This window comes from Rhodovulum sp. YNF3179 (assembly GCF_050586465.1).
Classification (GTDB): domain Bacteria; phylum Pseudomonadota; class Alphaproteobacteria; order Rhodobacterales; family Rhodobacteraceae; genus CAJXYS01.
On the sequence record NZ_JBOCEG010000001.1, the window covers coordinates 322,000 to 348,539 of the forward strand.

At 67.7% G+C, this 26,540-nt stretch carries 25 protein-coding genes; 16 read left to right on the plus strand and 9 right to left on the minus strand.

Features of this window, described 5'->3' with window-relative positions; translation table 11 throughout:
* Positions 1–265: 265 nt before the first annotated feature.
* On the plus strand, positions 266–790 hold the full coding sequence (nusG, locus tag ACQ5SP_RS01645) for a transcription termination/antitermination protein NusG (protein ID WP_430935754.1): 525 nt from the start codon (positions 266–268) through the stop codon (positions 788–790).
* A 39-nt stretch (positions 791–829) separates the two neighbouring features.
* Here the strand turns inward: nusG and ACQ5SP_RS01650 are convergent, their stop codons facing one another.
* The 3 genes from ACQ5SP_RS01650 to dctP all read right to left on the minus strand — a co-directional run bounded on the left by ACQ5SP_RS01650 (position 830) and on the right by dctP (position 4,698).
* Positions 830–2,179 (minus strand): TRAP transporter large permease, encoded by a 1,350-nt coding sequence (locus ACQ5SP_RS01650; protein WP_430935756.1) that lies wholly within the window; start codon positions 2,177–2,179, stop codon positions 830–832.
* A 9-nt stretch (positions 2,180–2,188) separates the two neighbouring features.
* Positions 2,189–3,508 (minus strand): TRAP transporter small permease subunit, encoded by a 1,320-nt coding sequence (locus ACQ5SP_RS01655; RefSeq protein WP_430935758.1) that lies wholly within the window; start codon positions 3,506–3,508, stop codon positions 2,189–2,191.
* Between the two features lie 89 nt (positions 3,509–3,597).
* Positions 3,598–4,698, minus strand: a complete 1,101-nt coding sequence (gene dctP, locus ACQ5SP_RS01660; protein WP_430935760.1) for a TRAP transporter substrate-binding protein DctP — start codon at positions 4,696–4,698, stop codon at positions 3,598–3,600.
* A 239-nt stretch (positions 4,699–4,937) separates the two neighbouring features.
* Between dctP and ftsH the strand changes: the two genes are divergently transcribed.
* The 6 genes from ftsH (at position 4,938) to bfr (ending at position 11,793) form a co-directional block, all read left to right on the plus strand.
* Complete coding sequence (gene ftsH / locus ACQ5SP_RS01665; RefSeq protein WP_430935762.1) at positions 4,938–6,800, plus strand: ATP-dependent zinc metalloprotease FtsH; 1,863 nt, start codon at positions 4,938–4,940, stop codon at positions 6,798–6,800.
* Between the two features lie 172 nt (positions 6,801–6,972).
* Positions 6,973–8,028: a homocysteine S-methyltransferase family protein gene (locus tag ACQ5SP_RS01670; RefSeq protein WP_430935764.1), complete on the plus strand. Its 1,056-nt coding sequence runs from the start codon at positions 6,973–6,975 to the stop codon at positions 8,026–8,028.
* The gene (gene metH / locus ACQ5SP_RS01675) at positions 8,025–10,697 is read left to right on the plus strand and encodes a methionine synthase (RefSeq protein WP_430935766.1); all 2,673 of its coding nucleotides are present in this window, start codon (positions 8,025–8,027) and stop codon (positions 10,695–10,697) included. The genes ACQ5SP_RS01670 and metH overlap by 4 nt, the downstream gene beginning before the upstream one ends.
* A 119-nt stretch (positions 10,698–10,816) precedes the next feature.
* A complete protein-coding gene (locus tag ACQ5SP_RS01680; protein ID WP_430935768.1) occupies positions 10,817–11,002 on the plus strand; it encodes a hypothetical protein in 186 nt (61 codons plus the stop codon).
* A 61-nt stretch (positions 11,003–11,063) separates the two neighbouring features.
* On the plus strand, positions 11,064–11,342 hold the full coding sequence (locus ACQ5SP_RS01685) for a (2Fe-2S)-binding protein (RefSeq protein WP_430935770.1): 279 nt from the start codon (positions 11,064–11,066) through the stop codon (positions 11,340–11,342).
* Positions 11,305–11,793 carry a bacterioferritin gene (gene bfr, locus ACQ5SP_RS01690; RefSeq protein WP_430935772.1) on the plus strand — a complete coding sequence of 163 codons (489 nt, stop codon included), beginning with the start codon at positions 11,305–11,307 and terminating at the stop codon, positions 11,791–11,793. Before ACQ5SP_RS01685 ends, bfr begins: the two co-directional genes overlap by 38 nt.
* Before the next feature lie 47 nt (positions 11,794–11,840).
* Here the strand turns inward: bfr and ACQ5SP_RS01695 are convergent, their stop codons facing one another.
* Complete coding sequence (locus tag ACQ5SP_RS01695; RefSeq protein WP_430935774.1) at positions 11,841–12,575, minus strand: response regulator transcription factor; 735 nt, start codon at positions 12,573–12,575, stop codon at positions 11,841–11,843.
* 687 nt (positions 12,576–13,262) lie between these two features.
* Here ACQ5SP_RS01695 and ACQ5SP_RS01700 point away from each other — a divergent pair.
* Entirely contained in the window at positions 13,263–13,583 is a 321-nt protein-coding gene (locus ACQ5SP_RS01700; RefSeq protein WP_430935776.1) for an H-NS family nucleoid-associated regulatory protein, read from the plus strand.
* 88 nt (positions 13,584–13,671) lie between these two features.
* On the opposite strand, the gene ACQ5SP_RS01705 is transcribed toward ACQ5SP_RS01700, so the two are convergent.
* Entirely contained in the window at positions 13,672–13,983 is a 312-nt protein-coding gene (locus ACQ5SP_RS01705) for a bactofilin family protein (protein ID WP_430935778.1), read from the minus strand.
* Positions 13,984–14,158: 175 nt separating this feature from the next.
* Between ACQ5SP_RS01705 and ACQ5SP_RS01710 the strand changes: the two genes are divergently transcribed.
* On the plus strand, positions 14,159–14,566 hold the full coding sequence (locus ACQ5SP_RS01710; RefSeq protein WP_430935780.1) for a DoxX family protein: 408 nt from the start codon (positions 14,159–14,161) through the stop codon (positions 14,564–14,566).
* Between the two features lie 237 nt (positions 14,567–14,803).
* The gene (locus ACQ5SP_RS01715; RefSeq protein WP_430935782.1) at positions 14,804–16,219 is read left to right on the plus strand and encodes a phosphomannomutase; all 1,416 of its coding nucleotides are present in this window, start codon (positions 14,804–14,806) and stop codon (positions 16,217–16,219) included.
* Between the two features lie 6 nt (positions 16,220–16,225).
* Here the strand turns inward: ACQ5SP_RS01715 and ACQ5SP_RS01720 are convergent, their stop codons facing one another.
* Positions 16,226–17,548: an ABC1 kinase family protein gene (locus ACQ5SP_RS01720; protein ID WP_430935784.1), complete on the minus strand. Its 1,323-nt coding sequence runs from the start codon at positions 17,546–17,548 to the stop codon at positions 16,226–16,228.
* 212 nt (positions 17,549–17,760) lie between these two features.
* Between ACQ5SP_RS01720 and ctaD the strand changes: the two genes are divergently transcribed.
* Positions 17,761–19,452: a cytochrome c oxidase subunit I gene (ctaD, locus tag ACQ5SP_RS01725; RefSeq protein ID WP_430935786.1), complete on the plus strand. Its 1,692-nt coding sequence runs from the start codon at positions 17,761–17,763 to the stop codon at positions 19,450–19,452.
* A gap of 152 nt (positions 19,453–19,604) precedes the next feature.
* On the opposite strand, the gene ACQ5SP_RS01730 is transcribed toward ctaD, so the two are convergent.
* A complete protein-coding gene (locus tag ACQ5SP_RS01730) occupies positions 19,605–20,201 on the minus strand; it encodes a hypothetical protein (RefSeq protein ID WP_430935788.1) in 597 nt (198 codons plus the stop codon).
* A 26-nt stretch (positions 20,202–20,227) separates the two neighbouring features.
* Entirely contained in the window at positions 20,228–20,740 is a 513-nt protein-coding gene (locus tag ACQ5SP_RS01735) for an Lrp/AsnC family transcriptional regulator (protein WP_430935790.1), read from the minus strand.
* Positions 20,741–20,914: 174 nt separating this feature from the next.
* On the opposite strand from ACQ5SP_RS01735, the gene ACQ5SP_RS01740 reads away from it, so the two are divergent.
* The 3 genes from ACQ5SP_RS01740 to ACQ5SP_RS01750 are packed head-to-tail and all read left to right on the plus strand — an operon-like array spanning position 20,915 to position 23,872.
* A complete protein-coding gene (locus ACQ5SP_RS01740) occupies positions 20,915–21,964 on the plus strand; it encodes a pyridoxal-phosphate dependent enzyme (protein ID WP_430935792.1) in 1,050 nt (349 codons plus the stop codon).
* The gene (locus ACQ5SP_RS01745; RefSeq protein ID WP_430935794.1) at positions 21,957–23,123 is read left to right on the plus strand and encodes a M24 family metallopeptidase; all 1,167 of its coding nucleotides are present in this window, start codon (positions 21,957–21,959) and stop codon (positions 23,121–23,123) included. Before ACQ5SP_RS01740 ends, ACQ5SP_RS01745 begins: the two co-directional genes overlap by 8 nt.
* Complete coding sequence (locus tag ACQ5SP_RS01750; protein ID WP_430935796.1) at positions 23,120–23,872, plus strand: maleate cis-trans isomerase family protein; 753 nt, start codon at positions 23,120–23,122, stop codon at positions 23,870–23,872. The genes ACQ5SP_RS01745 and ACQ5SP_RS01750 overlap by 4 nt, the downstream gene beginning before the upstream one ends.
* Here the strand turns inward: ACQ5SP_RS01750 and ACQ5SP_RS01755 are convergent.
* Positions 23,869–25,206, minus strand: a complete 1,338-nt coding sequence (locus ACQ5SP_RS01755) for an NAD(P)-dependent malic enzyme (RefSeq protein WP_430935798.1) — start codon at positions 25,204–25,206, stop codon at positions 23,869–23,871. The two genes, ACQ5SP_RS01750 and ACQ5SP_RS01755, sit on opposite strands and share 4 nt — an antisense overlap.
* Before the next feature lie 355 nt (positions 25,207–25,561).
* Between ACQ5SP_RS01755 and ACQ5SP_RS01760 the strand changes: the two genes are divergently transcribed.
* Positions 25,562–26,320, plus strand: a complete 759-nt coding sequence (locus ACQ5SP_RS01760) for an SDR family NAD(P)-dependent oxidoreductase (protein ID WP_430935800.1) — start codon at positions 25,562–25,564, stop codon at positions 26,318–26,320.
* A 32-nt stretch (positions 26,321–26,352) separates the two neighbouring features.
* Positions 26,353–26,532 (plus strand): hypothetical protein, encoded by a 180-nt coding sequence (locus ACQ5SP_RS01765; RefSeq protein WP_430935802.1) that lies wholly within the window; start codon positions 26,353–26,355, stop codon positions 26,530–26,532.
* The last annotated feature ends 8 nt before the right edge of the window (positions 26,533–26,540 follow it).

The following is a 26,540-nucleotide window of genomic DNA, read 5'->3' on the forward strand; positions in this document are numbered from 1 at the left end:
CTCCGTCCTGTCGCGGGCCGCGCCGATGCGTGCCCGGATTGCCGTTCGCGGGAAATAGGCCATGTCAATGTGGCCGGAGCGTGGAAAGAATACCGTCGGAAGGTGACGAAACGGGGGAGTCTCCCCATCCCTTTTTGCAGTCGGGGCGGCGCATTTGCGCCGATACCCGGGGCTGCGCGCCGGACAGGCGTTGCGTGATGGGCCGCATCGCATATATCGAACCCGACGGCAGCCCCGCCGATTCCCGATCCTGGCACGAGGCAGCATGACCGACCGAGCCGACACCGAGGATACGCGCCGCTGGTACCTGGTCCAGCTGAAGCCGAACGGGCTTGCACGGGCGGAAACCAACCTGAAGCGCCAGGGCTACACGCTTTTCATGCCGCGCATGCCGCGGTCGCGGCGGCGTTCGGGGCGGTTCGTCTCGGGGCTCGAGCCGGTATTCCCGGGCTATCTTTTCGTGTGCTTCGATCCGGCGCAATCCGGCTGGCGCGCGATCAACAGCACTTACGGCGTGGCGCGGCTCGTGGTGCTCGACGGGCAGACGCCCAGCCCTGTCCCGCAGGCGATCATCGACGGGCTGCGGGCGCGGTGCGGCGATGACGGTGTGCTGCAGCCACGCGCCGAGGTGCGGCCGGGCGACAAGGTGCGCACCCTGTCGGGTCCGTTTGCGGATTTCGTGGGAACCGTCGAAGAGGTGCGCCCCGGGGACCGTGCCATCCTGCTGATGGAGTTCATGGGCCGCGAGACGCGCATCCAGTCCGGGCTGGACGGGCTGGAACTTATGTAGCGTGTGGGGCGGCGCACGCGGCGCCGCCCCGCCATCGCGTCATCCGTAGACCAGCCTTGGCAGCCAGGTGATCACCTCCGGGAACAGCATGCAGATCGCCAGCCCGGTGACCTGCAGCGCCAGGAAGGGCAGGGCGGCCTTGAAGATGTCCGTCATCGGGATCCAGGCCGGGGCCACGCCGCGCAGGTAGAACAGCGCGTAGCCGAAGGGCGGGCTGAGGAAGCTCATCTGCATGTTCACCAGGTAGAGCACCCCGAACCACAGCACGAGATCCGCCTCGTCGCCCAGCCCGAAGGCCGCCGCGCCGAGCGCCTTGATGATCGGTACGAAGATCGGCACCGCCAGAAGCAGGATGCCGACCCAGTCGAGGAACATGCCCAGGATCACCAGCAGGATCTGCATGAGGATCAGGATCCCCCAGGGACCGAGCCCGGTCGCCGCGAGGCTGTCCTGCACGAATTGCTGGCCGCCCTCGAGCACGTAGAGCCCGACGAAGATCGTCGCGCCGAACATGATCCAGATGACCATCGCGCTTGCCTTCAGCGTCGTGATCGCTGCCTCGCGCACGGTCGGCCAGTCCAGCTTGCGGTGGATGGCCGCTACGATGAAGGCGCCGAAGGTGCCGATGCCGGCCGCTTCCACCGGTGTCGCCACGCCCGAGAAGATCACCCCGAGCACGATGACGATCAGCGCGAGAGGCGCCGCCATGTTGCCAAGCAGGCGCAGCTTGTCGGCGTTGCTGATACGGTCCTCGATCGGGATCGGCGGGCCGAGCTGCGGGTTCACGTAGCAGCGCAGCGTCACGTAGGCGATGTAGAGCCCCGAGAGCATGAGCCCGGGAATCACCGCGCCGATGAAGAGCTCGCCCACCGACTGCTCGGCCACGACGGCGTAGATGATCGCCAGGATCGAGGGGGGGATCAGGATGCCGAGCGTGCCGCCCGCCATGATCGAGCCCATCGCGATCTTGGGATCGTAGTGGCGCTTGAGCATGGCCGGCAGCGCGATGATGCCCATCGTCACCACCGCCGCGCCGATCACGCCGACCATGGCGGCCAGGATCGTCGAGGCGATGATCGTGGCCGAGGCCAGGCCCCCCTTCACGCTGCCGAGGACCTTGTAGATCACGTCGAACATCTCGTTGATGATCCCGGCCCTCTCGAGCATCGCGGCCATGAATATGAACAAGGGAATGGCCGAAAGCTGATAGTTCGTCATCAGCGGGAAAATCCGGCTGGGCACGATGTTCAGCGCGCGCGCATCCCCCATCACGAAGAGGAACACGCAGGCGAGGCCGCCGGTGACGAAAGCCAGCGGCAGGCCGGCCATCAGCAGCGCGAGAAGGCTGCCGAACATGATGAGCGTAAGCAGCTCGATACTGATTTCCATACCCATCGGTCAGTTCCCCCGCGCGATTTCGCGAATGTCCTTGCCGAGCTTCGAGATGCCTTGCAGCACAAGAAGCAGGGCGCCGATCACCATCACCCATTTCATGGGCCAGAGCGGCACCTCCCATTCGTTGAAGCTGATCTCGCCCCAGCGAATGTTCGGGTCGGTCCATTGCGCCATGCCGAAACTGGCGAACATCTCGATCAGGCCGATCTCGCCGCGCGCCCAGTCCGAGACGAGCGAGTTGCCAGACGGCACGGCGATGGCGTCCATCGCGAAGATGTAGGACGTCACCAGCAGCGTCCCGGCGAAGATGAAGAAGAAGATCGAGGTCAGCAGGTCCACCCAGGCTTTGCGCTTGCGCGACCAGGGGGCATAGAAGACGTCGACCCGCACATGGGTCTCGGTGAGCATCGCGTAGGAGCCGGCGATCAGGTACTGCATGCCGAACATGAGATACATCGCCTCGTGCGCCCAGTTGGTCGGGCTGTTGAAGACGTAGCGCGCGATGACCTCGTAGTAGTAGACGAAGACCGCGATCACCGCCCAGTAGCTGACGAATTCGCCGCAGAACAGCGACAGGCGGTCGATCCAGTTCTCGGCATACTGGCTGTCATGCTTCGGGCCCTCTTCCTCGGCCTCGTATTCGGCGAGCGCCTCCTCGACCGGCGACGGCTCCTCCGGCGGTATCTCGGCATTGGCGCGCCGGATCAGGCCGGGCAGCAGGGCCGCATCGATCAGCAGCATCAGCAGGATCAGGTATAACGCGTAGCCGGCGGCGTTGTCCCAGAACGCGCGTTTGTCCTGTGCGGCCTCCGCGACGGGGCCGATCTCCTGAAGAACGGTGCGGGCCTCTTCCAGGCGCTCGCGGCCTGTCTCCAGGGTCTGTTCGGCCCGGCTGAGGCTGCGCTCGGCGCGGCGCTGGTTCAGCGTGTCGTCTTCCGCTTCCGCGGCCTCGAGATCGGCGCGCAGTTGCGGGAGATTGGCCTCTGCCTCGGCGACGCGGGGTTCCTCGCGCTCGATGGTGCGTTCCGCGGACCGGATCTGGTTGATCAGGGTCGACGCCGTCGTCCGGGCATCCTGTTGCTGTCCGTTCGCGAACAGCACGAAGATGAAGATCGGGATGAAGACGAGGCCGAGCAGATTCTTCACGTAGAAGCGGTGCAGGCCGATGATCCCGCCCGTGACGAGGATCATGTAGCCGAGGGGGGTCGAATAGGTGTTCTGGCGCGGTCGGGGCCGCCGGGCAAGGATCATCGCAATCGCCGGGAATGCGATGAGGCCCACCCAGTAGAGCCAGTGCGGCAGCGTGAAGCTGAGGCCGGGCATCTCTGTGTCCTGTCTGTTCCGTTTGATAAGGTGCCGCCGCCCGGCACACGGCCGGACGGCGGAACGACGGCGCCCCGTAGGCTATGCCGTCAGAGCTTGAGTTCCAGGCCCTCGATCTGCATCGGATCGACGTATCCGAGCGACCCGGACATCATGTAGTCGAGCTGGATCTTGAACACGCGGGCCGCGTTCGGGTCGCGGTTGGCGTATTTGAACCAGATCGGCACCGCGATGTCGGTCATCAGTTCGACGTCGTCCTGGCTGAGGCGCGTGACCTCGGTGCCGTCGGCCTCGAACTTCGCCCAGGCTTCCTGGTCGGCCTGCTGGATCGCGGCATGGTGCATGTCCGAGTAGACATGGGTTTCCATCTCGACGAACTGCTGCATTTCGGGGCTCAGCGCGTCCCAGCTCGACTGGGACACGGTGATGTCCATGAGGTCGACCGGCTGGTAGAGCGACATGAAGCCCGGAGGGCCCATCGAGATGTAGCTCGTCACCTGGCTGAAGCCGAGCGCGTAGTTCACCGCCGGACCCACGTAGTCGGCCACGTCGATGGTGCCCTTTTCCAGCGCCGGGAAGATTTCTGAGCCCGGCAGAACCGTGGTTTCGGCGCCGATCTCGTTGAAGACTTCGGCGACCATGCCGCCCGGCAGGCGCATCTTGCGTCCGCGGAAGTCGTCGACCGAGCGGATCGGAACCTTTGAGTGGATGATGTTCGGGCCGTGATGGACCGGGCCCACGAAATGCATGCCCTGCGCGGCGTAGAGCTCGCGCGCGATGTCGATGCCGCCGAGGCCGTAGTAGAACACGTCCCATTCATGCGGGTTGCGCATGCCCAGCGGATAGCTGGTCAGGAAGGTGGCGGCAGGAATGATGCCCTGGGCGTAGATGGTGAAGGGGTTCACAGCGTCCAGCACGCCGTTCTTCACGGCGTCATAGAGCTGGAAGTCGCCCACGACGTCGTTGGCGCCGAAGGGCTGGAAGGCCAGTTCGCCGCCGGTCTTCTCGGCGATGGTGGCGCACCAGTCCTTGAAGATCTGGAGGCCGGCGCCGCCCGGCCAGGATGTCTGGATTTTCCAGGTGGTGCCGTTCGCCTGCGCGCCGGCGAGATGCGGCGCGGCAAGCGTCGCGGCACCGGCCCCGGCAAGCGTGCGGAGCGCGCCACGGCGTGTGGTCGGTTTGTCTGTCATGATATCCTCCCTATCAATACGGAAGCTGGCCCGCGCCGGGGGCGCCGCGCCGGCTTCGCCCGCCCATACTAGGCGCTTTGGCGGAAATTGGTAAAGTATCTTTTCCAAAATTGTCCGGCCCGGTCGCGTTCCCCCCGGATCGGCGCGTGCGACGGGAGGCAGAGGCTAGCCCACGGCGTTGACATTGGGCCGCGGGCAGGCTTGCCTCGGCCTGACACGCGTGTTCCGAGGAGAGGCAGATGCCAGAGACACCGCCACCGCCCGGCTCCACGCCGCCCGAGAAGCCGGGCAGCTGGGTGATGCTGGTGCTCTGGTTGGCGGTGCTCCTGTCGCTTCTCTCGATCTTCCTGGCCGATACCGGCCCGAGCACCGAGACCGTGTCCTACAGCGCGATGAAGGAGATCATCCGCGAGCGGGACGTCTCGGCCGCGGTGATCGCGGAACACGAGATCACCGTCACCATAGGCACGCCCGGCGCGGCCGACAGCGTCGCGTATCGCGCGGTTCTGCCGGTGCAGGACGGCGAGAGCCTTCTGGCCACGCTCGAAAACCGCGGGGTCGAGATCACCGCCCGGGCGCCGGAAGGCGTGTCGATCCTGACCTACCTGCTGCCCTGGCTGCTGATCTTCGGGGCCATCATCTGGCTCAACAGCCGCATGACGGGCGGGCTCGGGGGCGCACGCGGTCCGGGCAACCTGTTCTCGGGCCGGTTTTCCAAGCCGACCGAGCGACGGCAGCGGGTCACCTTCGACGACGTCGCCGGTCAGGACGAGGTCAAGCGCGAGGTGTCCGAACTGGTGGATTTCCTGCGCGAGCCCGACCGGTTTCACCGCGTCGGCGCCGAGGCGCCGCACGGGGTGTTGTTGATGGGACCGCCGGGCACCGGCAAGACGCTTCTGGCCAAGGCGCTCGCCGGCGAGGCCGACGTGCCCTTCTTCTCGACCTCGGGCTCGGAATTCATCGAGGTCTTCGTCGGCGTCGGTGCGGGGCGGGTGCGCAAGCTCTTCGAGGCGGCCCGCAAGGCGGCGCCCGCGATCATCTTCATCGACGAGCTCGACAGTATCGGCCGGACCCGCGGCACGGGGCTCGGCGGCGGGCATGACGAGCGCGAGCAGACGCTGAACCAGATCCTGGCCGAACTGGACGGGTTCGGCGAGCGCGAGGCGGTCGTGGTTCTGGCGGCCACGAACCGTCCCGACGTGCTGGATCCCGCGCTGTTGCGCCCCGGCCGCTTCGACCGGCACGTGACGCTGAACCTGCCGGACCGCGAGGCGCGGCGCGAGATCCTGGGCATACATGCCCGGAAGCTGCCGCTGGCCGGGGATGCCGGTCTCGACGCGATCGCCGCCGGGACGCCCGGCTTCTCGGGGGCCGATCTGAAGAACCTGCTGAACGAGGCGGCGATCTCGGCCGCGCGGCGCGGCGGCGCGCAGATCACGGGGGCGGACCTGCAGGATGCCCGCGACAAGGTGATGATGGGCACGGTCCGCACGCTGGCCATCCAGCCCGAGGAGCATCACCGCCTCGCCGTGCACGAGGCCGGCCACGCGGCGGTGGCCTATTACACGCCGGGTGCGGACACGCTCTACAAGGTGACGATCATTCCGCGCGGCCGCAGCCTCGGCGGCACGCACATGCTGAGCGAAGAGGAACGCCATACCCTTCCCGAGGACTACCTGCGCGCGCAGATCGTAACGCTGCTGGCCGGTCGCGCCGCCGAGAAGCAGCTGATCGGCACCGTCAGCTCGGGCGCCGACGACGACATCAAACGGGCGACGCAGCTTGCGCGGTCGATGGTCGGACGCTGGGGCATGGATCCCGAGATCGGACCCATAGATCTGCGCCAGAACGAGGATCACCCGTTTCTCGGGCGCAGCATGGCCATGCCGCGCATCCACGCCGAACAGACCGCCGCGCAGGTCGACCGCGCGGTCATGTCGCTGCTCAGCGCGGCCGAGGAAGAGGCGACGGCGACCCTGGCGGCCCATGCCGACGAAGTCGCCAGCCTGATCGCCGCGCTCGAGGAAAAGGAAGTGCTCGATTTCGAAGAGATCCGGCGCTGTCTCGACCCGGAGTCGGCCACGGCCGCTGCTGCGCCCTGATCCCGCGCGCGGTCTGTTTCGTGAAGCAAACTAATCATGTTTATGAGACGGTCTCATAAATACTTGAAAAATTTGACGAAATAGTCAGGTTTGCACGCGACTCCCCCTTTTTATCGCCTGTCGTTTCGATGTATCGAAATAACGAGCCCACAGCATGAAAGGGGTTTTCTCGATGACCGGGACCGGAGACATATCCGCCCATGCCGCCAACCGTATCCTCGTCCTGGACGGGGCCATGGGGACGATGATCCAGCAGGAGCGTCCCGACGAGGCGATGTACCGGGGGAAGCGCTTCGCCGATCACCCGGGCGATGTCGGGGGCAACAACGAACTGCTGAGCCTTACCCAGCCCGGGATGATCCGCGACATTCACGCGGCCTTCCTGGAGGCCGGGGCGGACATTCTCTGCACCAACACCTTCGGCGCGAACGCGATCAGCCAGGCCGATTACGGCATGGAGTTGCTCGTCGGCGAGATGAACCGCGAGAGCGTGCGGCTGGCGCGGGAAGCCGCCGACGCCGCCGCGACGCCGGAACGGCCGCGCTGGGTCGCGGGCGGGATCGGCCCGACGAACCAGACCGCCAGCATCAGCCCGGACGTCAACGACCCCGGTTACCGTGCCGTGACCTTCGATGACCTGGCGGCCGCCTATGGCGAGGCCGCGCGCGCGCTGGTCGAGGCGGGCTGCGACCTGATCCTGGTCGAGACGATCTTCGACACGCTGAACGCCAAGGCCGCGATCTTCGCCATCGAGACCCTGCGCGACGAGGGGCTCGCGGTGCCGCCGCTGATGATCTCGGGCACGATCACCGATCGTTCGGGCCGGACGCTGACCGGCCAGACGCCCGAAGCCTTCTGGGCGTCGGTCATGCATGCGCGGCCGTTCTCGGTCGGGCTGAACTGTGCGCTTGGCGCGGGCGAGATGCGCCAGCACGTCCGCACGCTCGCCGAGGTGGCCGACACGCGGGTCAGCGCCTATCCCAACGCCGGGCTGCCGAACGAGATGGGCGGCTACGACGAGACACCCGAAGAGACCGCGGCCCATCTGGGCGAATGGGCCGAGGCGGGGCTGGTGAACATCGTCGGCGGCTGCTGCGGGACCACGCCCGATCATATCGCCGCCATTGCCCGCGCGGTGGAGGGCAAGGCGCCGCGCCGGGTGCCCGACCGGGTCGACCGGATGCGGCTCAGCGGGCTCGAGCTCTTCGAGGCGGGGAGCGCGGCATGACCGGCAGTGCAGGCTTCATCAATATCGGCGAACGGACCAACGTCACCGGCTCGGCCAGGTTCAAGACGCTGATCATGGAGGGCGACTACGCAGCTGCGCTGGACGTCGGGCGCAGCCAGGTCGAGAACGGCGCCCAGATCATCGACGTCAACATGGACGAGGGGCTGCTCGACTCGGCGCAGGCGATGACGACCTTCCTGAATCTCATCGCCTCGGAGCCCGACATCAGCCGCGTGCCCGTCATGATCGACAGCTCGAAATTCGAGGTGATCGAGGCCGGGCTGAAATGCGTGCAGGGGCGATCGGTGGTGAACTCCATCTCGCTCAAGGAGGGCGAGGCGGAGTTCCTGCGCCAGGCGCGGATCATCCGCCGCTACGGCGCGGCCGTCGTGGTGATGGCCTTCGACGAGCAGGGCCAGGCCGAGACCGCCGCGCACAAGTTCGACATCTGCAAGCGGTCCTACGACCTGCTGACGGACCGGGCCGGCTTCGATCCCTGGGATATCATCTTCGATCCGAACATCTTCGCCGTCGCCACCGGCATCGAGGCGCATAACGACTACGCCAATGCCTTCTTCGAGGCGACGCGCATGATCAAGGCGGCGATGCCGCACGCCCATGTCTCGGGCGGGTTGTCGAACGTGTCCTTCAGCTTCCGCGGCAACAATGCCGTGCGCGAGGCGATGCATTCCGCCTTTCTCTACCACGCGATCCCGCTGGGCATGGACATGGCCATCGTCAATGCCGGGCAGATCACCGTCTATGACGACATCCCCGACGAACTGCGCGAACGGGTGGAGGATGTGCTGCTCAATCGGCGTGACGATGCGACCGATCGCCTGCTCGAGATCGCGGATAAATACAAGGGCTCGGGCGAGGCCTCGAAAAAGGAAGACCCCAAGTGGCGCGAGGCCGCGGTCGAGCAGCGGCTCGAACACGCGCTCGTCCACGGGATCACCGACTATGTCGTCGAGGACACCGAGGAAGCGCGCCAGCGTGCCGACAAGCCGCTCGACGTGATCGAGGGGCCGCTCATGGACGGGATGAACGTCGTGGGCGATCTCTTCGGCGCGGGCAAGATGTTCCTGCCGCAGGTGGTCAAGTCGGCCCGCGTGATGAAGGCCGCGGTGGCCCATCTCCTGCCCTACATGGAAGAAGAGAAGCGCCGCACCGGCGACACCTCGGCCAAGGGCAAGGTGCTGATGGCGACGGTGAAGGGCGATGTGCACGACATCGGCAAGAACATCGTCGGCGTCGTGCTCCAGTGCAACAATTACGATGTCGTGGACATGGGCGTGATGGTGCCCACCGAGGACATCCTCGCCCGTGCGCGCGACGAGAAGGCGGATATCATCGGGCTCTCGGGGCTGATCACGCCCTCGCTCGACCGGATGGTCGAGGTGGCCCAGGAAATGACCCGCCAGGGCTGTGACATGCCGCTCCTGATCGGGGGCGCGACAACCTCCAAGAAGCACACCGCGCTGAAGGTCGCACCGGAATACGCCCATGGCGTGATCCATGTGGATGACGCGTCCAAGGCCGTCGGCGTGGTCTCGAAACTCCTGTCGAAGACGGCGGCCCCGGCCTATCTCGACGCGATCCGGGACGACCAGGACAAGATACGCGCCGGCGCCGCCAGGACCGGCGACCGCCCGACCACCCCGATCGAGCAGGCCCGCGCCAACGCCTTCGACGGTGGCTGGGCGGCGTATACACCGCCGGCGCCGCAGACGCTGGGGCTGACGGTGATCGACGACATGCGGCTCGGGACGCTGCGCGACTACATCGACTGGGGACCCTTTTTCGCCACCTGGGAAATGCGCGGACGCTTCCCCGAGATCCTGGACGACCCGGACAAGGGACCGACCGCGCGCGAGCTCTTCGACACTGCGCAGGCCATGCTGGACCGGATCGTGGCCGAGCGCTGGTTCACGCCGCGCGGCGTCGTCGGGCTCTGGCCGGCCAACCGCGACGGCGACGACGTGATCGTCTGGACGGGCGAGGACCGCACGACCGAGGCGACGCGCTTCCCGCAGCTGCGCCAGCAGGGCAACAAGTCGGGCGAGAGGGCGCATATGTGCCTCGCCGACTTCGTGGCGCCCGTCGGCACGCCGGACTGGATCGGCGGCTTCGCGGTGACCGCCGGGCCGGAGGTGCATGACCGCGCCGAGGCCTTCAAGGCGGCGGGCGACGACTATAACGCGATCCTCGTGCAGGCGCTCGGCGACCGCTTTGCCGAAGCCTTCGCCGAGGCGCTGCACGAGCGCGTGCGCCGCCGGCTCTGGGGCTACGCGCCCGACGAGGCGCTGGAAAACGCGGATCTCGTCGCCGAGCGCTATCGCGGCATCCGCCCCGCGCCCGGCTACCCGGCCTGCCCCGATCACACCGAGAAGCGCAGGCTGTTCGAGATGCTCGCCGCGACCGAGCATACCGGGCTCAGCCTGACCGAATCCTGCGCCATGTGGCCGGCCGCGGCGGTCGCGGGGCTCTACTTCGCCCATCCGGGCGCGCGGTATTTCGGCATCGGGCGCATCGGGGAGGACCAGGTCGCGGATTACGCGGCGCGCAAGGACATGACGCGCGCGGAGGTCGAGACATGGCTCGCGCCGAGCCTCGGCTATACGCCGGGCAAATCCGAAGCGCGCCGGGAGCTTCGGAAAATCGCATGACACCCGGTGCCCGGCCGCCCCGGCGGCGGCCGTGGCCTAATCCCGAGTAAAACGATCCGGATTGACTTTTCCGACAGTTTCTATCAGATAATTGCCAGAGACTCGCCGGAGCCCGGATCATGGACAGCCAGAAACAGCAGCGCCCCCGCCAGACCGTATCGCCCGCCCCGTCCTCCGGCCCGGCCGGCGACCCGTGGCGCGACATCGTGGCGGAGCTTTTCCAGGCCCCGCCCGCCAGCGCCGCGATGGTCGAGGACTTGCTGGACCGGATCGAGCGCGAGGCTGGACGCGGGGCCGGGCTGTGATGGTTCCCGCCCGGCATACGGAGCCGACCGCCCGGACCGGCGGCGTGACGCGAGGTGCCCCATGATCGTCTGCCACTGCATGGCCATCACCGACAAGGATATCCGGGGTGCCGTCGACTGGATGCGCGCCGCCGACCCGGCCACGATCATCACGCCCGGCAAGGTCTACCGCGCGCTCGGCAAGCGCGCGGACTGCGGCGGCTGCTTGTCGCTCTTCGTCGACACGATGCGTGCCTGTGATACTGTCGGGGTTCCGGAAAACCTGCGCGGCCTGCGCTGCGCGCCCACCGAAGGAGGCATGCATGAAAGGCGATCAGAAAGTCGTCGAGTATCTGAATAAGGCGCTCAGAAGCGAACTGACCGCCGTCAGCCAGTACTGGTTGCACTACCGCCTGCAGGAAGACTGGGGCTATGGCCGGATGGCCGCCAAGTCGCGCGAGGAAAGCATCGAGGAGATGCACCACGCCGACAAGCTGATCGAGCGGATCATCTTCCTCGAGGGCCACCCGAACCTGCAGAAGCTCGACGCGCTCCGGATCGGCCAGACGCTGCGCGAGACGCTCGATTGCGACCTCGCCGCCGAGCACGAGGCCCGCACGCTCTACATCGAGGCGCGAAATCACTGCGAGAGCGTGGGCGACTACGTCACCAAGAACCTCTTCGAAGAACTGATCGCCGACGAGGAAGGCCACATCGACTACCTCGAGACCCAGATCGACCTCTTCGAGACGCTGGGCGAGGAGCGGTACGGCCTCCTGAACGCGAAGCCGGCCAACGAGGCCGAGGAATAGGCGCACGCCCAGGTCCGCCCCGCGCGCCGGAGGCCGCCCGGGGCGCCCTAGGTCTCGACGCTGAGCATGTAGCCGACACCGCGAATGGTCTTGATACGGTCCGCGCCCTCGTCGCCGGGATAGAGCTTGTGGCGCAGGCGGCTGATGATCCCGTCCACGGTGCGGTCATAGACCGCCCAGTCCGGACCGCGCACGTGATCCATGATCTGGTCGCGTGACAGCACCCGGTTGCGGTTGCGCGCAAGATAGGCGAGCACGTCGAATTCCATCGTTGTCAACTCGATCGGCGTGCCGTCCACGGCCTTCACGCTGCGCGCCGATGGCGTCAGGCTGATCCCGTGAAATCGGAAGGTTTCCGCGGTGTGCGGATCGTTCGCCGGGGTCCTTTGCGACGCGACCGAAAAGCGCGCGCCGGCGGTCCGCCGGTAGACCGAGTTGACACGTGCGCGGAGTTCGCGGATGCGGAACGGTTTGCCGACATAGTCGTCGGCGCCGAGTTCCAGCCCGACGACTTGGTCGGTTTCGTCGGACCGGCCGGTCAGCAGAATGATTCCGACCGAGGATTGGCGGCGTAGATCGCGCGCGATATCCAAGCCGCTGCCATCCGGGATGGTTATGTCCAGAAGGAAAAGGCTGATATCCTTTTCAGCGACGATTTCTTCGAGTTCCCGCCGCGTTCCAGCCTCAACGACATTGTAACCTTCGATTTCCAAGCCCTCCGCGACAACCTTTCGGATCTCGCGTTCGTCATCAAGGACGAGGACAGTTGGTTTTTCCGTCATATCGGCCTTTCTGCACGCGGAAATAACATCGCCAGGTGCCAAGAACTTGCCACTCCGAAACTATCCCATGTTTCCAGTATGACGCAAGCGATGCCCGGCAAGATCCCGCGTAAGGCGACCGGGGCAAATGCGCGCGGCCCGATGATGTATTGTCGTTTGATCGAAAAAAATACGGCAGGAGTCCCCTCGATATCCTGGCCATGAACTGCCCGCGCGCCAACCCGGGAGAATTGGCGGGGGGTACCCCATTCTGTCTTTTTATCCACGGCGCTTGTGACCGTCCTGGGCTTTGCAGGGCAGGGAAAAAAGACCCCGCCGACATGGCGCCGACGGGGCCGTCGAAGTTTCAGGGACAGTGAGACGAGGGCGCATGCCCGCGGCATGCGAGGGGGAATGTGTCCCTCGTCACAGCATCAACGCCTGGAACGTCAGAAAGTTCCGGACGGTTTCAGATTTGGGTGCACGGCCGGCCAAAAGTTTCTAACCCGGCAAGGCGCATCCAAAAAAACGCGGCGATACGTGCGCAATCGCGGAAAAGGCGAAAGTTTCCCAGCCTGGTTTCGCGCGAAACATCGTCTTTTGTGCGGGCCTCTGAATTATTCGCCGAAGTATTCCAAAAAATATTTGCTTTTCGAGAGAAAAGGCTATTCATTACCGTCAATAGACCAAGTTTTAGGGAAGATTACTATGGCGAAGATTAACCTGGACTCCATGTCTCTCGAGGAATTGCAGCAGCTCAGGAAAGACGTGGAGAAAGCGCTCAAGACTTTCGAGGAACGACGGCAGAAGGAAGCCCGTCAGAAACTTGAAGAAGAAGCGCGCAAAATGGGGTTCTCTCTTTCCGACCTGGTCGGGGGCAAGCCGGCGAAAAAGGGTCGCACGCTGCCGCCGAAATATCGGCACCCGGACGATGCCAGCCTGACCTGGACCGGCCGCGGGCGCAAGCCGCGGTGGCTCGTCGAGGAAGAGGAAAAGGGCAAGAGCCAGGACGATTTCCTGATCGCCTGACCCGTCCCGGTGCCGGTTCACGGACCGGCATCAGGGCCTTCCGATCACGTCCCGATCTTCGCGTGACCGCAGCCGGGCCGGCGGCCGATCAGCCGCCGGTCACTTTCACGTCGCCATGCAGGCGGGCGCCCTTGGCGGTCGTCAGCGTCGCGCATTCGATATCCGCGTCGACCTTGGCCTGGGACTGAAGTTCCACGTCGCCGGCCTTCAGCGCGCCTTCGAACGATCCGCGCAGCTGTGCCGTCTCGACCTTGACGGTGCCTTTCACGCGACCGTTGGAGAGAATGTCCAGTTCGGCGGCCTCGATATCGCCGGTCACGTCGCCATTGATGTCGATGGCGCCGGTGCTGGTCAGGTTTCCGTCGATCTTCAGATCGGCCTGAATGGTCGTTTTGCCCATGTGTCCGTTTCGATCCCTTGTCTCGCTCGCACCCGACAATGAGAGAGGGGCGGGCCGAAAGTAAAGCGAATTCCTGATATGTGCGTCCAGGCACAGAGGCTGTTCGCGCAGTGCTGTTTCATTCTTTTGCGCACGCATATCTAAGGCCGAGATGACGTTACAAAAGGAGAGGGGCATGACCCAGATGAACGCATTCGGACTTCTTGCTGCGCGCCTGGCGCTCGCGGCGCTTTTCATCGTTGCCGGATTCGGCAAGCTCGGCAATGTCGAGGGATTCGCGGGCTACATGGCATCGGGCGGGATACCGGCCGCCCTGGCCTGGCCGGTGATCTTGTTCGAGATCGGCTTCGGGCTGGCCCTGGCCGTCGGGCTCCAGACCCGTCTCGCGGCCCTGGCCCTGGCCGCGTTCTGCGTGGTGAGCGGTCTGCTCTATCATTACGTGCCGGGCGACCAGATGCAGATGACAAGCTTCCTGAAGAATATCGGCCTGGCCGGGGGCTACGTCGCCCTGGCGATCGCGGGGGCCGGGGCCTGGTCGGTCGATGCGAAATTCGGCCGGGGTGCAGCCGCCGCGACGGCCTGACCGGCCGCAGGGTCCGCACCGCTGTCCGGGGTCACCGCCAGATCGGGCGGTGGCCCCATTTTTTGTGCCCCACCGCGATCTGTGACGGGCTGCCCCTCGCCTTGTGGGGCAGGGCGGTCTATACCGGTCGCACGACCCCCGGCGGCCGGGGGCATGCGTCGTTCCGCGAACACCGCTGTCGATGGCGGGCCGACGCCTGCGCCGGCCGGAACGAATTGATCCCTGACGAGGACCGCCATGCGCGCCACCGACACCCAGACCGATACCGCCCCGCTGCCGGACCCGTCCATGACTTGTTTCAAGGCCTATGACGTCCGGGGTCGCCTGGGCGACAATTTCGACGCCGCCACCGCGCGCCGGATCGGCGCGGCCTTCGCGGCCGTGATGGGGCCCCGGACCGTCGTGGTCGGCCGCGACTGCCGCGAGAGCAGCCCCGAGATCCTCGACGCGCTGGCCGCCGGGCTGACCGGCGCGGGCGTCGACGTGCTGGATATCGGCCTCGCCGGGACCGAGGAGGTCTATTTCGCCACCGCCCATCTGGGCGCGGAGGGCGGGATCGAGGTCACGGCCTCGCACAATCCCATCGACTATAACGGCCTGAAGATCGTCGGCCCCGGCAGCCGGCCCCTGTCGGAGGAAGAGTTCGACGCGATCAAGTGCGCCGCGCGGTCGGGGGCGGGCGGCGCGCATGCCGGCCCCGCGGGCACCCGGCAGCCGGCCGCGGTCCGCGAGGCCTATGCCCGCCATCTCGTCGACATGGTCGCGATCGACCGGCTCCGCCCGGTCCGGCTCGTGGTGAATGCCGGCAACGGTGTCGCCGGGCCCGCCTTCGACGCGATCCTCGACGAACTCGAACGCCGGGGCGCGCCGGTCACGGTGACACGGCTGCACCATGCGCCCGACGGGCGCTTCCCGAACGGCATTCCCAACCCGCTGCTGGAGGAAAACCGCCCGGTCACGGCCGAGGCGGTCCTGCGCGAGGGCGCCGATCTGGGCATCGCCTGGGACGGCGATTTCGATCGCTGCTTCTTCTTTACCCATGAAGGCGGCTTCGTGGACGGGGAATACGTCGTCGCCCTGCTGGCCGAGGCCTGCCTCGCCACCGCGCCGGGCGAGACGATCGTCCACGACCCGCGCGTGATCTGGAACACCCAGGACACGGTGTCGCGCGCCGGTGGCGTCGCCGTCCAGTCGCGCACCGGGCATGCCTTCATGAAGCGCGTGATGCGCGCGCACGGCGCGATCTATGGCGGCGAGATGTCGGCGCATCACTATTTCCGCGACTTCATGTATTGCGACAGCGGGATGATCCCGTGGCTCAAGATCTGGGAACTGGTCTCGCGCCGGGAGCAGCCGCTCGCCGCGCTCATCGACAGCATGAAGGCGCGCTTCCCGTCCTCGGGCGAAATCAATTTCGAAGTGCCGGACCCGAAAACGGTGATCGAGCGCGTGGCCGCGCATTTCGAACAGGAGGGCGCGGAGATCGCGCATTTCGACGGGGTGAGCATCACCTTCCCGGACTGGCGGGCGAGCCTCCGGGCATCCAGCACCGAGCCGCTGATGCGCCTGAACGTCGAGGCGCGCGGCGCCGCCGGCCAGGTGCGGCACGGCGTCGACAGGGTGCGGGCCGCCATCGACGCCGCCACGGGCTGAGCAGCGTCAGCCGAGCACCTCGTCCACGATCCGGCGCAGCGGCACCCGGGCCCCGAGCCGCCGCGCGAGCAGGAACATGCCGCCGAACTTGCGCTGGAGATAGAGCGCATCCATGGGCAGGGCTGTCGGGAAATAGCCGGCTTCCGCCAGCGCCATGCCTTCGGCGTTCAGCTCCGTCGACAGCGCCGTTTCGGCAAAATCGAAGTGACCCGCCCCCAGCACCGCGTCGAAGATCCGCCCGGCCATCGCCACGACCCGATCCGCCAGATCGGGCGGGACGCCGTCGTCGAGGAAACCGATCGCGGCGAGGCATGCGACGACCGCGCCCCGGTCGCCGTCCCGCCCCGCCTGCGCGAGCCGCCGGTAAAGCCCCACCAGGTCGGGGTCGAGCACCCGGGTTGCGCCGAAATCCAGCAGAACGATCCGGCCGATCCGGTCGTCGTAGCGGTAGTTCGCGAAATTCGGATCCGATTGCATCATCCCGAATTCGAAAACCTCGCGCAGCGTCAGCCTGATCAACGCCGTGGCGATCCGGTCGCGTGTCTCTTGCGGCGTGTCGGCGGTCTCTTCGATGGGCCGGCCCGGCATGAAGGACATGGCGAGGATCCGGGGCGTCGTCCATTCCGGGTAGAGCCGGGGCACCACGAAAGCCGGGTCGTCGGCCAGCAGGCCGCCGAAGGTCTCGAGGTGGCCGGCCTCGGCCTGGTAATCCGCCTCGGCCCGGAGCAGCCCGCGTGCCTCCTCGAGATAGGGGGCCAGGTCCAGCCCGGCGGGCAACAGCCCCGACATGCGCAAGAGCGCGCCCACGTTGCGCACGTCGCTGTCGATGCTGTCGACGACGCCGGGATACTGCACCTTGACCGCGAGATCCTCGCCGCTCCGGCGCCGGACACGGTGGACCTGCCCGATGGATGCGGCGGCGACCGGGCGGGTGTCGAAGCGTTCGAATTGTCCCAGCCAGTCCGTGCCCCAGTTCGCGTTCAGCACCGACTTGAGCTGGCGGGGGGGCATGAAATGCGCATCCGCCCGGAGCCGCGACAGGATCTCCGACAGCTCGGGCGGCAGCAATTCCCCGGCATCCATGGACAGCAGCTGGCCGACCTTCATCGCCGCGCCCCGCATCTGGGCAAGCTCGTTGGCCAGGCGGGTCATGTTGCCGGGCGTCAGCAATAGCCCCCGGTAACTCGGCCGGGCGCCCCGGCTCAGGTGGCGCACGCCCTCGAGCGCCATGCCGCCCGCGATCCCGGTCGCCATGCTGCCGAGCCGGCCGAGCCGGGCGACCCGGCTCGCGGGAACCCGGACCGGGCGTGGTGTCCATGTGTCGCGCATCGGCACTGTCTCCGCGGGGGCGTCCCCATGCGAGATATCGGGAACCGTCGGACAATCAACGGCCGCGCGGACCGCCACCGCGCAAGCAGCTGGATAGATTGGTCAAAATGCCGCGCCCCGGGGACTCGTCGGGCGGCGATCGCCGCCTAGCATCACCTGTCGAGGCAACAGGACGCCGCCATGCGCGGTCGCAGTGAAGGGAGCGGAAATCGATGGCGAACGCCGAGCTGAACGCCACGGCAGAAAGCCCGCAGCAGGGCTTTTTCACCCGGTGGTTCATGTCCACCAATCACAAGGATATCGGGATCCTTTATCTCGTGACCTCGGCCGTGATCGGCCTGATCTCGGTCGCGCTGACGGTCTACATGCGCATGGAGCTGATGGAGCCCGGCGTTCAGTACATGTGTCTCGAGGGCGCGGGTCTCACGGCCGCGGCGGCCGAGAACTGCACCCCGAACGGGCATCTCTGGAACGTGCTGATCACCAGCCACGGCATCCTGATGATGTTCTTCGTGATCATCCCGGCGCTGTTCGGCGGTTTCGGCAACTACTTCATGCCTCTGCAGGTCGGCGCACCCGACATGGCGTTCCCGCGGCTCAACAACCTCAGCTACTGGCTCTACGTCGCGGGCACGGCGCTGGCGATCGCGTCGCTTTTCGTGCCCGGCGGAAACGGGCAGGACGGATCGGGGCTCGGCTGGGTGCTCTACCCGCCGCTCTCGACGCAGGAGGCAGGGTATTCGACGGATCTGGCGCTCTTCGCCCTGCACGTGTCCGGCGCGTCCTCGATCCTGGGCGCGATCAACGTCATCACGACGTTCCTGAACATGCGCGCGCCGGGGATGGATCTCTTCAAGGTGCCGCTCTTCGCCTGGTCGATCTTCGTGACCGCGTGGATGCTGCTGCTGTCGCTGCCGGTCCTGGGCGGCGCGATCACCATGCTGATCACCGACCGGAACTTCGCCACGACCTTCTTCGATCCCGCGGGCGGCGGCGACCCGGTGCTTTACCAGCATATCTTCTGGTTCTTCGGGCACCCCGAGGTCTACATCCTGATCCTGCCGGCCTTCGGCATCATCAGCCACGTGGTCTCGACCTTTTCGCGCAAGCCGATCTTCGGCTACCTGCCGATGGTCTGGGCGATCGTGGCGATCGGGGCGCTGGGCTTCGTGGTCTGGGCACACCACATGTACACCGTGGGCATGAGCTTGTCGCAGCAGACCTATTTCATGCTGGCGACGATGATCATCGCGGTGCCCACGGGCATCAAGGTCTTCAGCTGGATCGCCACCATGTGGCAGGGAAGCCTGTCCTTCGAGACGCCGATGCTGTTCGCCCTCGGGTTCATCTTCCTTTTCACGCTGGGTGGCGTGACCGGTATCGTGCTGTCCCAGGCCGGGATCGACCGGGCCTACCACGACACCTATTACGTGGTGGCGCATTTCCACTACGTGATGAGCCTGGGCGCGGTGTTCGGGATCTTCGCCGGCATATACTACTATTTCGGCAAGGTGACCGGGCGGCACTATCCCGAATGGGCCGGTAAGCTGCATTTCTGGCTGTTCTTCATCAGCACGAACGTCACCTTCTTCCCGCAGCACTTCCTGGGGCGCCAGGGCATGCCGCGGCGCTACATCGACTATCCCGATGCCTTCGCGCTCTGGAACTACGTGTCGTCGATCGGGGCCTTCGTCGCCTTCGCGTCGTTCCTGTTCTTCCTCGGCGTGATGGTCTGGGCGGTGCTCTACGGGCGCCGGGTGAACGCCGAGAACTACTGGACCGAGTCGGCCGACACGCTCGAATGGACGCTGTCCTCACCGCCGCCGGAGCACTGTTTCACCGATCTGCCGGGGCCCGAACAGTGGGATCCCGCGCAGCGCAAGAAGCGCACCGGTCACGCCTGATCCCGCGCCGGCGCGGTCCGACCGGCACGAAAAAAGGCGCGGCCTGCGGGCCGCGCCAGTGTGGAGGAAGAAACCATCCCGTGAATGGTTTCCCCCGTTGACCTATGCTCCGCCCGGGCCCCCGGCCAGTCCGCCCGGCCGGATTTTTTCGATCACTCCGCCCGGGCCCGGGCCACGGCCACGCGGCTTTGCCGGGCGCGTTTCCAGTCGAAGACGACCTGCCTGGGCTGCCAGCGGTAATCCGCATCCGAAACCGTAGGCGTCCAGTGGAGTTCGCCGCCCTTGCGCCAGGGGTCGAGGACGATCCCGGCGAACATGTCGTCGCCGCGCGCGCTTACGATCACGGTGCTGTGCTCGATGCGGAACGGGTTGTCGGCATTGGCGATCGCCCGGTGAAAGCTGAGCGTTTCGAAGCCTTCCCGCCGCAGCCGCGCCTCGAGGTCGTCGGCCCAGTGGTAGCAGAGCCCGCGGGGACGCAGCCCCATATTGACCTTCATGTTGTGGATGAGCGGGGGATCGGTGATCTCGTAGGCGCGGGCCAGCCGCGCGGTTTCCGCATAGGCGATTTCGGCCAGGCGGCCGGCCTCGCCGGGGGCAACCGCCGGGCCGAGCGCCGCCACCCCGGTGGCCAGGCGCGAGACCGCGTCGCTGTCGGCCGGGCGCGGGGCGTCCGGCGCCACGGCGCAACCCGCAAGAATGGCGGCGGCGGCAATCATCAGCAGGATATGGCGTTTGGCACGTCGGATCATCGCGGGTCCCGGTGGCGGTCGTCAGGTCAACTGGTAGCCTCGGGCGGCGATCCTGTCGAGCCGGGCGCGGCGTTTCCGGTCGTGCCGGGGACCGGCATCGTGAACCCGGTCTTGACGCGTTCCATCACGGCGCTGGTGCGGAACCGCGCGACGTTCTCCTCGTCGAAGAAATGGCGCCGGGTGAACGCCTCGTAATCGGCCATGTCGCGGGCAGAGAGGATCAGGATGAAATCCGCGTTTCCGGTGACGTAGTAGCATTGCATCACCTCCGGCGCCGCGCGCATCCGCTGCTTGAACCGGGCGAGTGCCGCGGGCCGCTCGTTCATCAGCGTCACCTCCACCACCAGCATCAGCCCGCGGCCGAGTCTTTCCGGTGAAAGGCGCGCCACGTCGGCCTCGATATAGCCCGCAGCGCGCAGCCGGTTCGCCCGCTTGCGGCAGGCATCCGCGGAAAGCCCGACCTTTGCGGCGAGCGCTTCGGCGGTCTGGCGCGTGTCGCGCTGGAGCGCGTCGAGGATGAGAGCGTCGAATCTGTCCATCCACGCAGTATAGGCCGCGAAGCGGATCGTGGCGCCCCCGGCAGCCCGTGGGTTTCCGGAATCCGGACGAAAAGGGCGTCTTCGCGCCGGGCTCGGGCGGGGAAGGGGAGCAGTTTTCCGGGAAAAGCCGGCCCGCGCGGGGTATGCTCTGCGAAACGCAGAGGGGGACCGAAGGTGCCAGAGCAACTTGAGAATCCGTTCCGCGGCACCGGGCTGCCCGGGCAAGACGTGCTGCCGATCAGCGATCCGGGCGGAGTGCGCGCCCTGCTCGCATCCTGTCCGGCCCATGCCGTCACGCCGCTGCACGAGGCGGCCGCACTGGCCGGGGAGGCCGGGGTTGGGCGGCTTTACCTGAAGGACGAGCGCGCGCGCATGGGGCTTGGCAGCTTCAAGGCTCTGGGCGCGGCCCATGCCATCGCGCGGGACGCCGCCGCGGTTCCGGACCGCGCCGACTGGGCCACGGCGCTCGCCGGGCGAACCTATGTGACCGCCAGCGCCGGCAACCACGGGCTGTCGGTGGCGACCGGCGCGCGGATCTTCGGGGCGGCGGCGGTGATCTTCCTGGCGGACACGGTGCCGGAAGCCTTCGCGACGCGCCTGCGCGCGCGGGGCGCGCAAGTCGAGCGGGCGGGCGCCACCTACGAAGACAGCATGGCCGCCGCCGAGGCCGCCGCGGCCGCACATGGCTGGGCGCTGCTCTCGGACAGTTCCTGGCCGGGCTATACCGAGCCGCCCCTGCGCGTGATGGAAGGGTATCTCGAACTGGCCGCCGAGGCGGCGGAACAGATCGACCTTCCCCCGACCCATATCCTGCTGCAGGCGGGGGTGGGCGGGCTTGCCGCGGCGGTGGCGGCCCATGCCCGTGCCGTCTGGGGGCAGCGGCCGCAGATCATGGTGGTCGAACCCGACGCCGCCCCGGCCCTGATCGAGAGCATCCGCGCGGGGCGGCTGGTCACGACGACGGGGCCGGTCTCGGCAATGGGCCGGCTTGACTGCAAGACGCCGTCGATGATCGCGCTGGCCGGGCTGGCCCGCGATGCCGACCGCTTCGTGACCGTAACCGAGGACGAGGCCGCGGCAGGGGTCGCGGCGCTTGCACGGCACGGCTTCGCCACGACCCCGTCGGGGGCGGCCGGCGTGGCGGCGCTTCTGGCCGGGCTGCCGGGCCTCGACGCCAAGAGCCGCGTGATGGCCATCCTGAGCGAGGGACCGGAGGATGGCTGACAGCGCCCTGGTCTTTCCGGCAGCGGAGTACCGCGGCCGGGTCGCGGCGCTGCAGGCCGGCATGGAGGCCGCGGGTCTGCACGCGTTGCTTCTGACCACGCCGCCGGATGTCTTCTACGTGACCGGCTTCCTGACCCGTTTCTGGGAAAGCCCGGCACGGCCCTGGTTCGTGCTGGTGCCGGCCGCCGGGGACCCGGTGGCGGTCATCCCCAGCATCGGCGCCGACCTGATGGGACGGGGCTGGATCGCGGATATCCGCAGCTGGGACGCGCCGGATCCCGCGGATGACGGGGTGAGCCTGCTGGCCGAGACGCTGGCCGCCCTGGTGCCAGAGCGCGGAAGGGTTGGGCTGCCCATGGGACTCGAGACGCATCTGCGTATGCCTCTGGCCGACTACGACCGGGTGCGGACCCGGCTGGCGCCGCGCGCCTTCGTCGACGCGACGGCGGTGGTTCAGCGCGTGCGCGAGATCAAGTCCGAGGCCGAGATCGGGAAAATCCGCGCGGCCTGCGCCGTGGCCGACCGGGCCTTCGCCCGGTTGCCGGGGATCGCGGCGCCGGGCCGCGGGCTCGACGCGGTGTTCCGCGCCTTCCAGGTCGCGCTGCTGGAAGAAGGCGCGGACTGGGTCAGCTACGTGGCCGGCGGCGCCGGGCCGGGCGGGTATGGCGACGTGATCTCGCCCGCCGATGACCGGCCCTTGGCGACGGGGGACGTGCTGATGATCGACACCGGCGCGGTGCGGCAGGGGTATTTCTGCGATTTCGACCGGAATTTCGCGATCGGCCCGGCCGGCGACGCGGCCCGGCGCGCCCACGGCGCGCTTTATGCCGCGACCGATGCGGCGCTGGCGGCGCTTCGCCCCGGCATGCGGGCCTGTGATCTGCACCGGGTCATGGCGGAGGCGCTCGTCGCGCGGGGCGTGCGGCCCGGTGGCGGGCGTCTCGGTCACGGGCTGGGGCTGAGCCTGACCGAATGGCCGTCCTTCACCCCGCGCGACACGACCGAGTTGCGCGCGGGGATGGTGCTGACGCTGGAGCCGGGCGTCGCCATCGCGCCGGGCCGGATCATGGTGCACGAGGAAAACATCGTCCTGCGCGAAGACGGCGCCGAGCTGCTGTCCACGCGGGCGCCGGCCGAGCTGCCGGAGATCCCGGTATGAGCCCGTCCGTCTACCGCCTGACCGGTCCCATCGGCGCGACGGGCACGCTGGGCCTGATCGTTCTGCAGGCCGACGAGACCATCGAGCAGGATTTCCGGCGTATCCTTCCGGCGCCCGACCCGGCGCTCTATGTGAGCCGCATTCCCTCGGGGGCGGATCTCAACCCCGACACCATCGCGGCCATGGAGCATGACCTGCCGCGCGCGGCCGCGCTCTTTCCCGGGGCGGCGGCGTTCGACGTGGTCGGCTATGCCTGCACCTCCGGCACCACGCTGATCGGGCCCGCGCGGGTGCGCGCGCTCGTGCAGGGTGCCTGCACGGCGCGGGACGTGGCCGATCCGTTGACCGCCGCGCGGGCCGCCCTGCGCACGCTCGGTGTCGGGGCGATCGCGCTCGTCTCCCCCTATATCGCGCCGGTCGCCGGGCCGGTGCGCCGCGCCTTCGAGGCGTCGGGCCACCCGGTGACGGCGACGGTTTCCTTTGGCGAAGAGGTGGAATCCCGCGTCGCACGGATCGACCCGGCCTCGATCCGCGCGGCGGCACTGGAGGCGGGCGCGGCGCCGGGCACCGAGGCGGTGTTCCTGTCCTGCACCAACCTGCGGACATTCGACGTCATCGACGATCTCGAGGCGGCGCTGGGCCTGCCGGTCATCAGTTCGAACCAGGCGCTGGCCTGGTACATGATGCGCGCGATCGGGCTGTCCTGCCCGGCGGGGGCGCCGGGGCGTCTGTTTCGAGCCCGATCCTAGGGCGCGTCGCCGGTCACGCTGTCACCGTTGCCGAACATCGCGGCCGTGACGGCCCGCACCGCGGCGATGCGCGCGATGGTGTCGTCCCAGACCTGTTCCGGTTTGCGCCGGATCCGTGCGATGCCCTCGGCCTGCGCCGAGTCCGCGGCCGCGGCGGCGACCGCGGCCGCCGATTCCATGTCGTCGAGCCGGGGAAGCAGCGCCATACCGTCCAGCCCCAGCGCACGGGCCCTGCCGACGAGCGCATGGGCCGCGGCAAGCGCGGTTCCGTCCGTGATGCGTTCTGCGCGCACGTCCAGGATCCCGCGGAAGAGCCCGGGAAAGACCAGCGCGTTATTCACCTGGTTGGGAAAATCGCTCCGCCCGGTGGCGACGATGCGCGCCCCGGCGGCCTGTGCGACCTCGGGCCAGATCTCGGGCGTGGGGTTCGCGCAGGCGAAGAGGATGGCGTCGGCAGCCATGCCGCTGACGGCGTCCGGCGGGATCACCCCCGGGCCCGGCCGCGAGAAGGCGATGCAGACATCGGCCCCGTCCAGCGCTTCCGAGATACCGCCGGGCAGGCGGTCCTTGTTCGTCTCGTTGCAGATCGCCCATTTCTCGCGCAGGCGGTTGCGGTCCCCCGCGATGTCGCCGCGATTGGCGTGGAGCAGTCCCTTGCTGTCGCAGACCCGCATCAGGTCGGGATCGGCGCCCGCCGCCTTGAGCAGGCGATAGACCGCCGTGTTGGCCGCACCGATGCCGATCAGCGCGATGCGGACCTCGCCAAGCGATTTGCCCACCACGTCGAGCGCGCTCAACAGGCCGGCCAGCGCAACCGCCGCCGTGCCCTGCTGGTCATCATGCCAGACCGGGATCGGCAGCGTGCCCTGCAGCGCCTCCAGCACGCGGAAGCATTTCGGCGTGGCGATGTCCTCGAGGTTCACGGCGCCGAAACTCGGCGTGATGGTTCGGACGAAATCGACGATCTTGCCGGGGTCCTCGGCGTCGATGCAGAGCGCCGTCGCATCGACGCCGCCCAGGTATTTGAACAGCAGCGCCTTGCCTTCCATCACCGGCATCGCGGCCTCGGCCCCGATATCCCCAAGCCCCAGAACCCGGCTGCCGTCCGAGACGATGGCCACCCGGTCGCCGCGCCCGGTCAGTGTCCAGGCCTCGTCCGGCGTCTCGGCCACGGCACGCGCCACCGCGGCGACGCCGGGCGTGTACCAAAGCGCGAAGTCGTCGATGCCGTGGACCGGGCATTTCGGCAGGCTCTGGATCTTGCCGCGCCAGCGGCGATGCGCGTCCAGCGCGCGGGCCGCGATATCCGCACTGCGTGTTTCTGAATCCTTCATGGCCGGCGTCCCCCCTTGATGCCGCGATCCGGACGCGGCCCGTAATCGGGCCTCTCCGCTCCGGCCGGGCGGTGGCGCGCGCTGGGCAGCTGGTCTTCGCCCGCGATCGCCGGCTTCGGTCCGCCTGGGCCGGTCTCGAACTCGAACGCAAGAGCACGCAACACACCGACGTCGGGAATGGTGCGGGCGGCGGGGACGCCAATCAAGAAAAACTTTGCCGGGTCAGCCGCCTGCGACCTCCCGGCCGCGCCTGGAAAACCCGGGCCCATGCGGGTCGCGGCTTGCGTTCGGCGGGCGATCCCGGCGATGAAGATCGCACATGGCCCTGTGCCGACGTCGAGGAAAGGACACGCCCATGCCGAGCGAATTCGCGATCTATCCAAGCCTGCGCGACCGCACCGTCTTTGTCACCGGGGGGGCTTCGGGCATCGGCGCCGAGGTCGTGGCGGGCTTCGCCGCGCAGGGCAGTCGTGTCGGCTTCGTCGACATGGACGCGGAGAGCGCCGACGCGCTGGCCGAGCGGTGCGGAGAAAATGTCGCCTTCGAGGTCTGCGACCTGCGCGACATCGACGGGCTCAGGGCGGGTTTCGCGGCGCTCAAGGCGCGACTGGGCCCGGCCGAGGTACTGGTCAACAACGCCGCGCGCGACGACCGTCACGACTGGCGCGAGACGACCCCGGCGTACTGGGACGACCGGATGGACACCAATCTCCGGCACATGTTCTTCGCCATGCAGGCCGTCGCGCCGGACATGATCGCGGCCGGGCGCGGCGCGATCGTCAACATGGGGTCGAATTCGTGGTTCGAGGCGGGCGCCGGGTTTCCCGCCTACGCCACGGCCAAGGCGGCCGTACACGGGCTGACGCGGACCATGGCGCGGGAACTCGGCCCGCACCGTATCCGCGTCAACACCGTGGTGCCGGGATGGATCATGACCGAACGGCAAAAGACGCTCTGGGCCACGCCGGAGGCGCTTGAAAAACACCGGCAGGGGCAATGCCTGCCGGACCTGATCGATCCCGTCTATGTCGCCCGTATGGTGATCTTCCTTGCCTCCGACGACGCGGCGATGTGCACGGCGAACAACTACATGGTCGAAGCCGGCTCGATCTGAGCCGCGCCGGGACGGGCGGGGGCGGGGCGCGCATGCACCCGATCATCGCGATGTGGAGCCATCCGCGGTCCGTGTCGACCGCGACCGAGCGCATCATGCGCGAGCGCGACGCCTTCGCGGCGCTGGTCGCCGAGAGGTCGCAATTCGCGGACAATCTCGACCATCACCGGCCGTTCCACCTGCGCTTCGGCGAGATCGCGCGGCGCGGCTGACGCGGTCC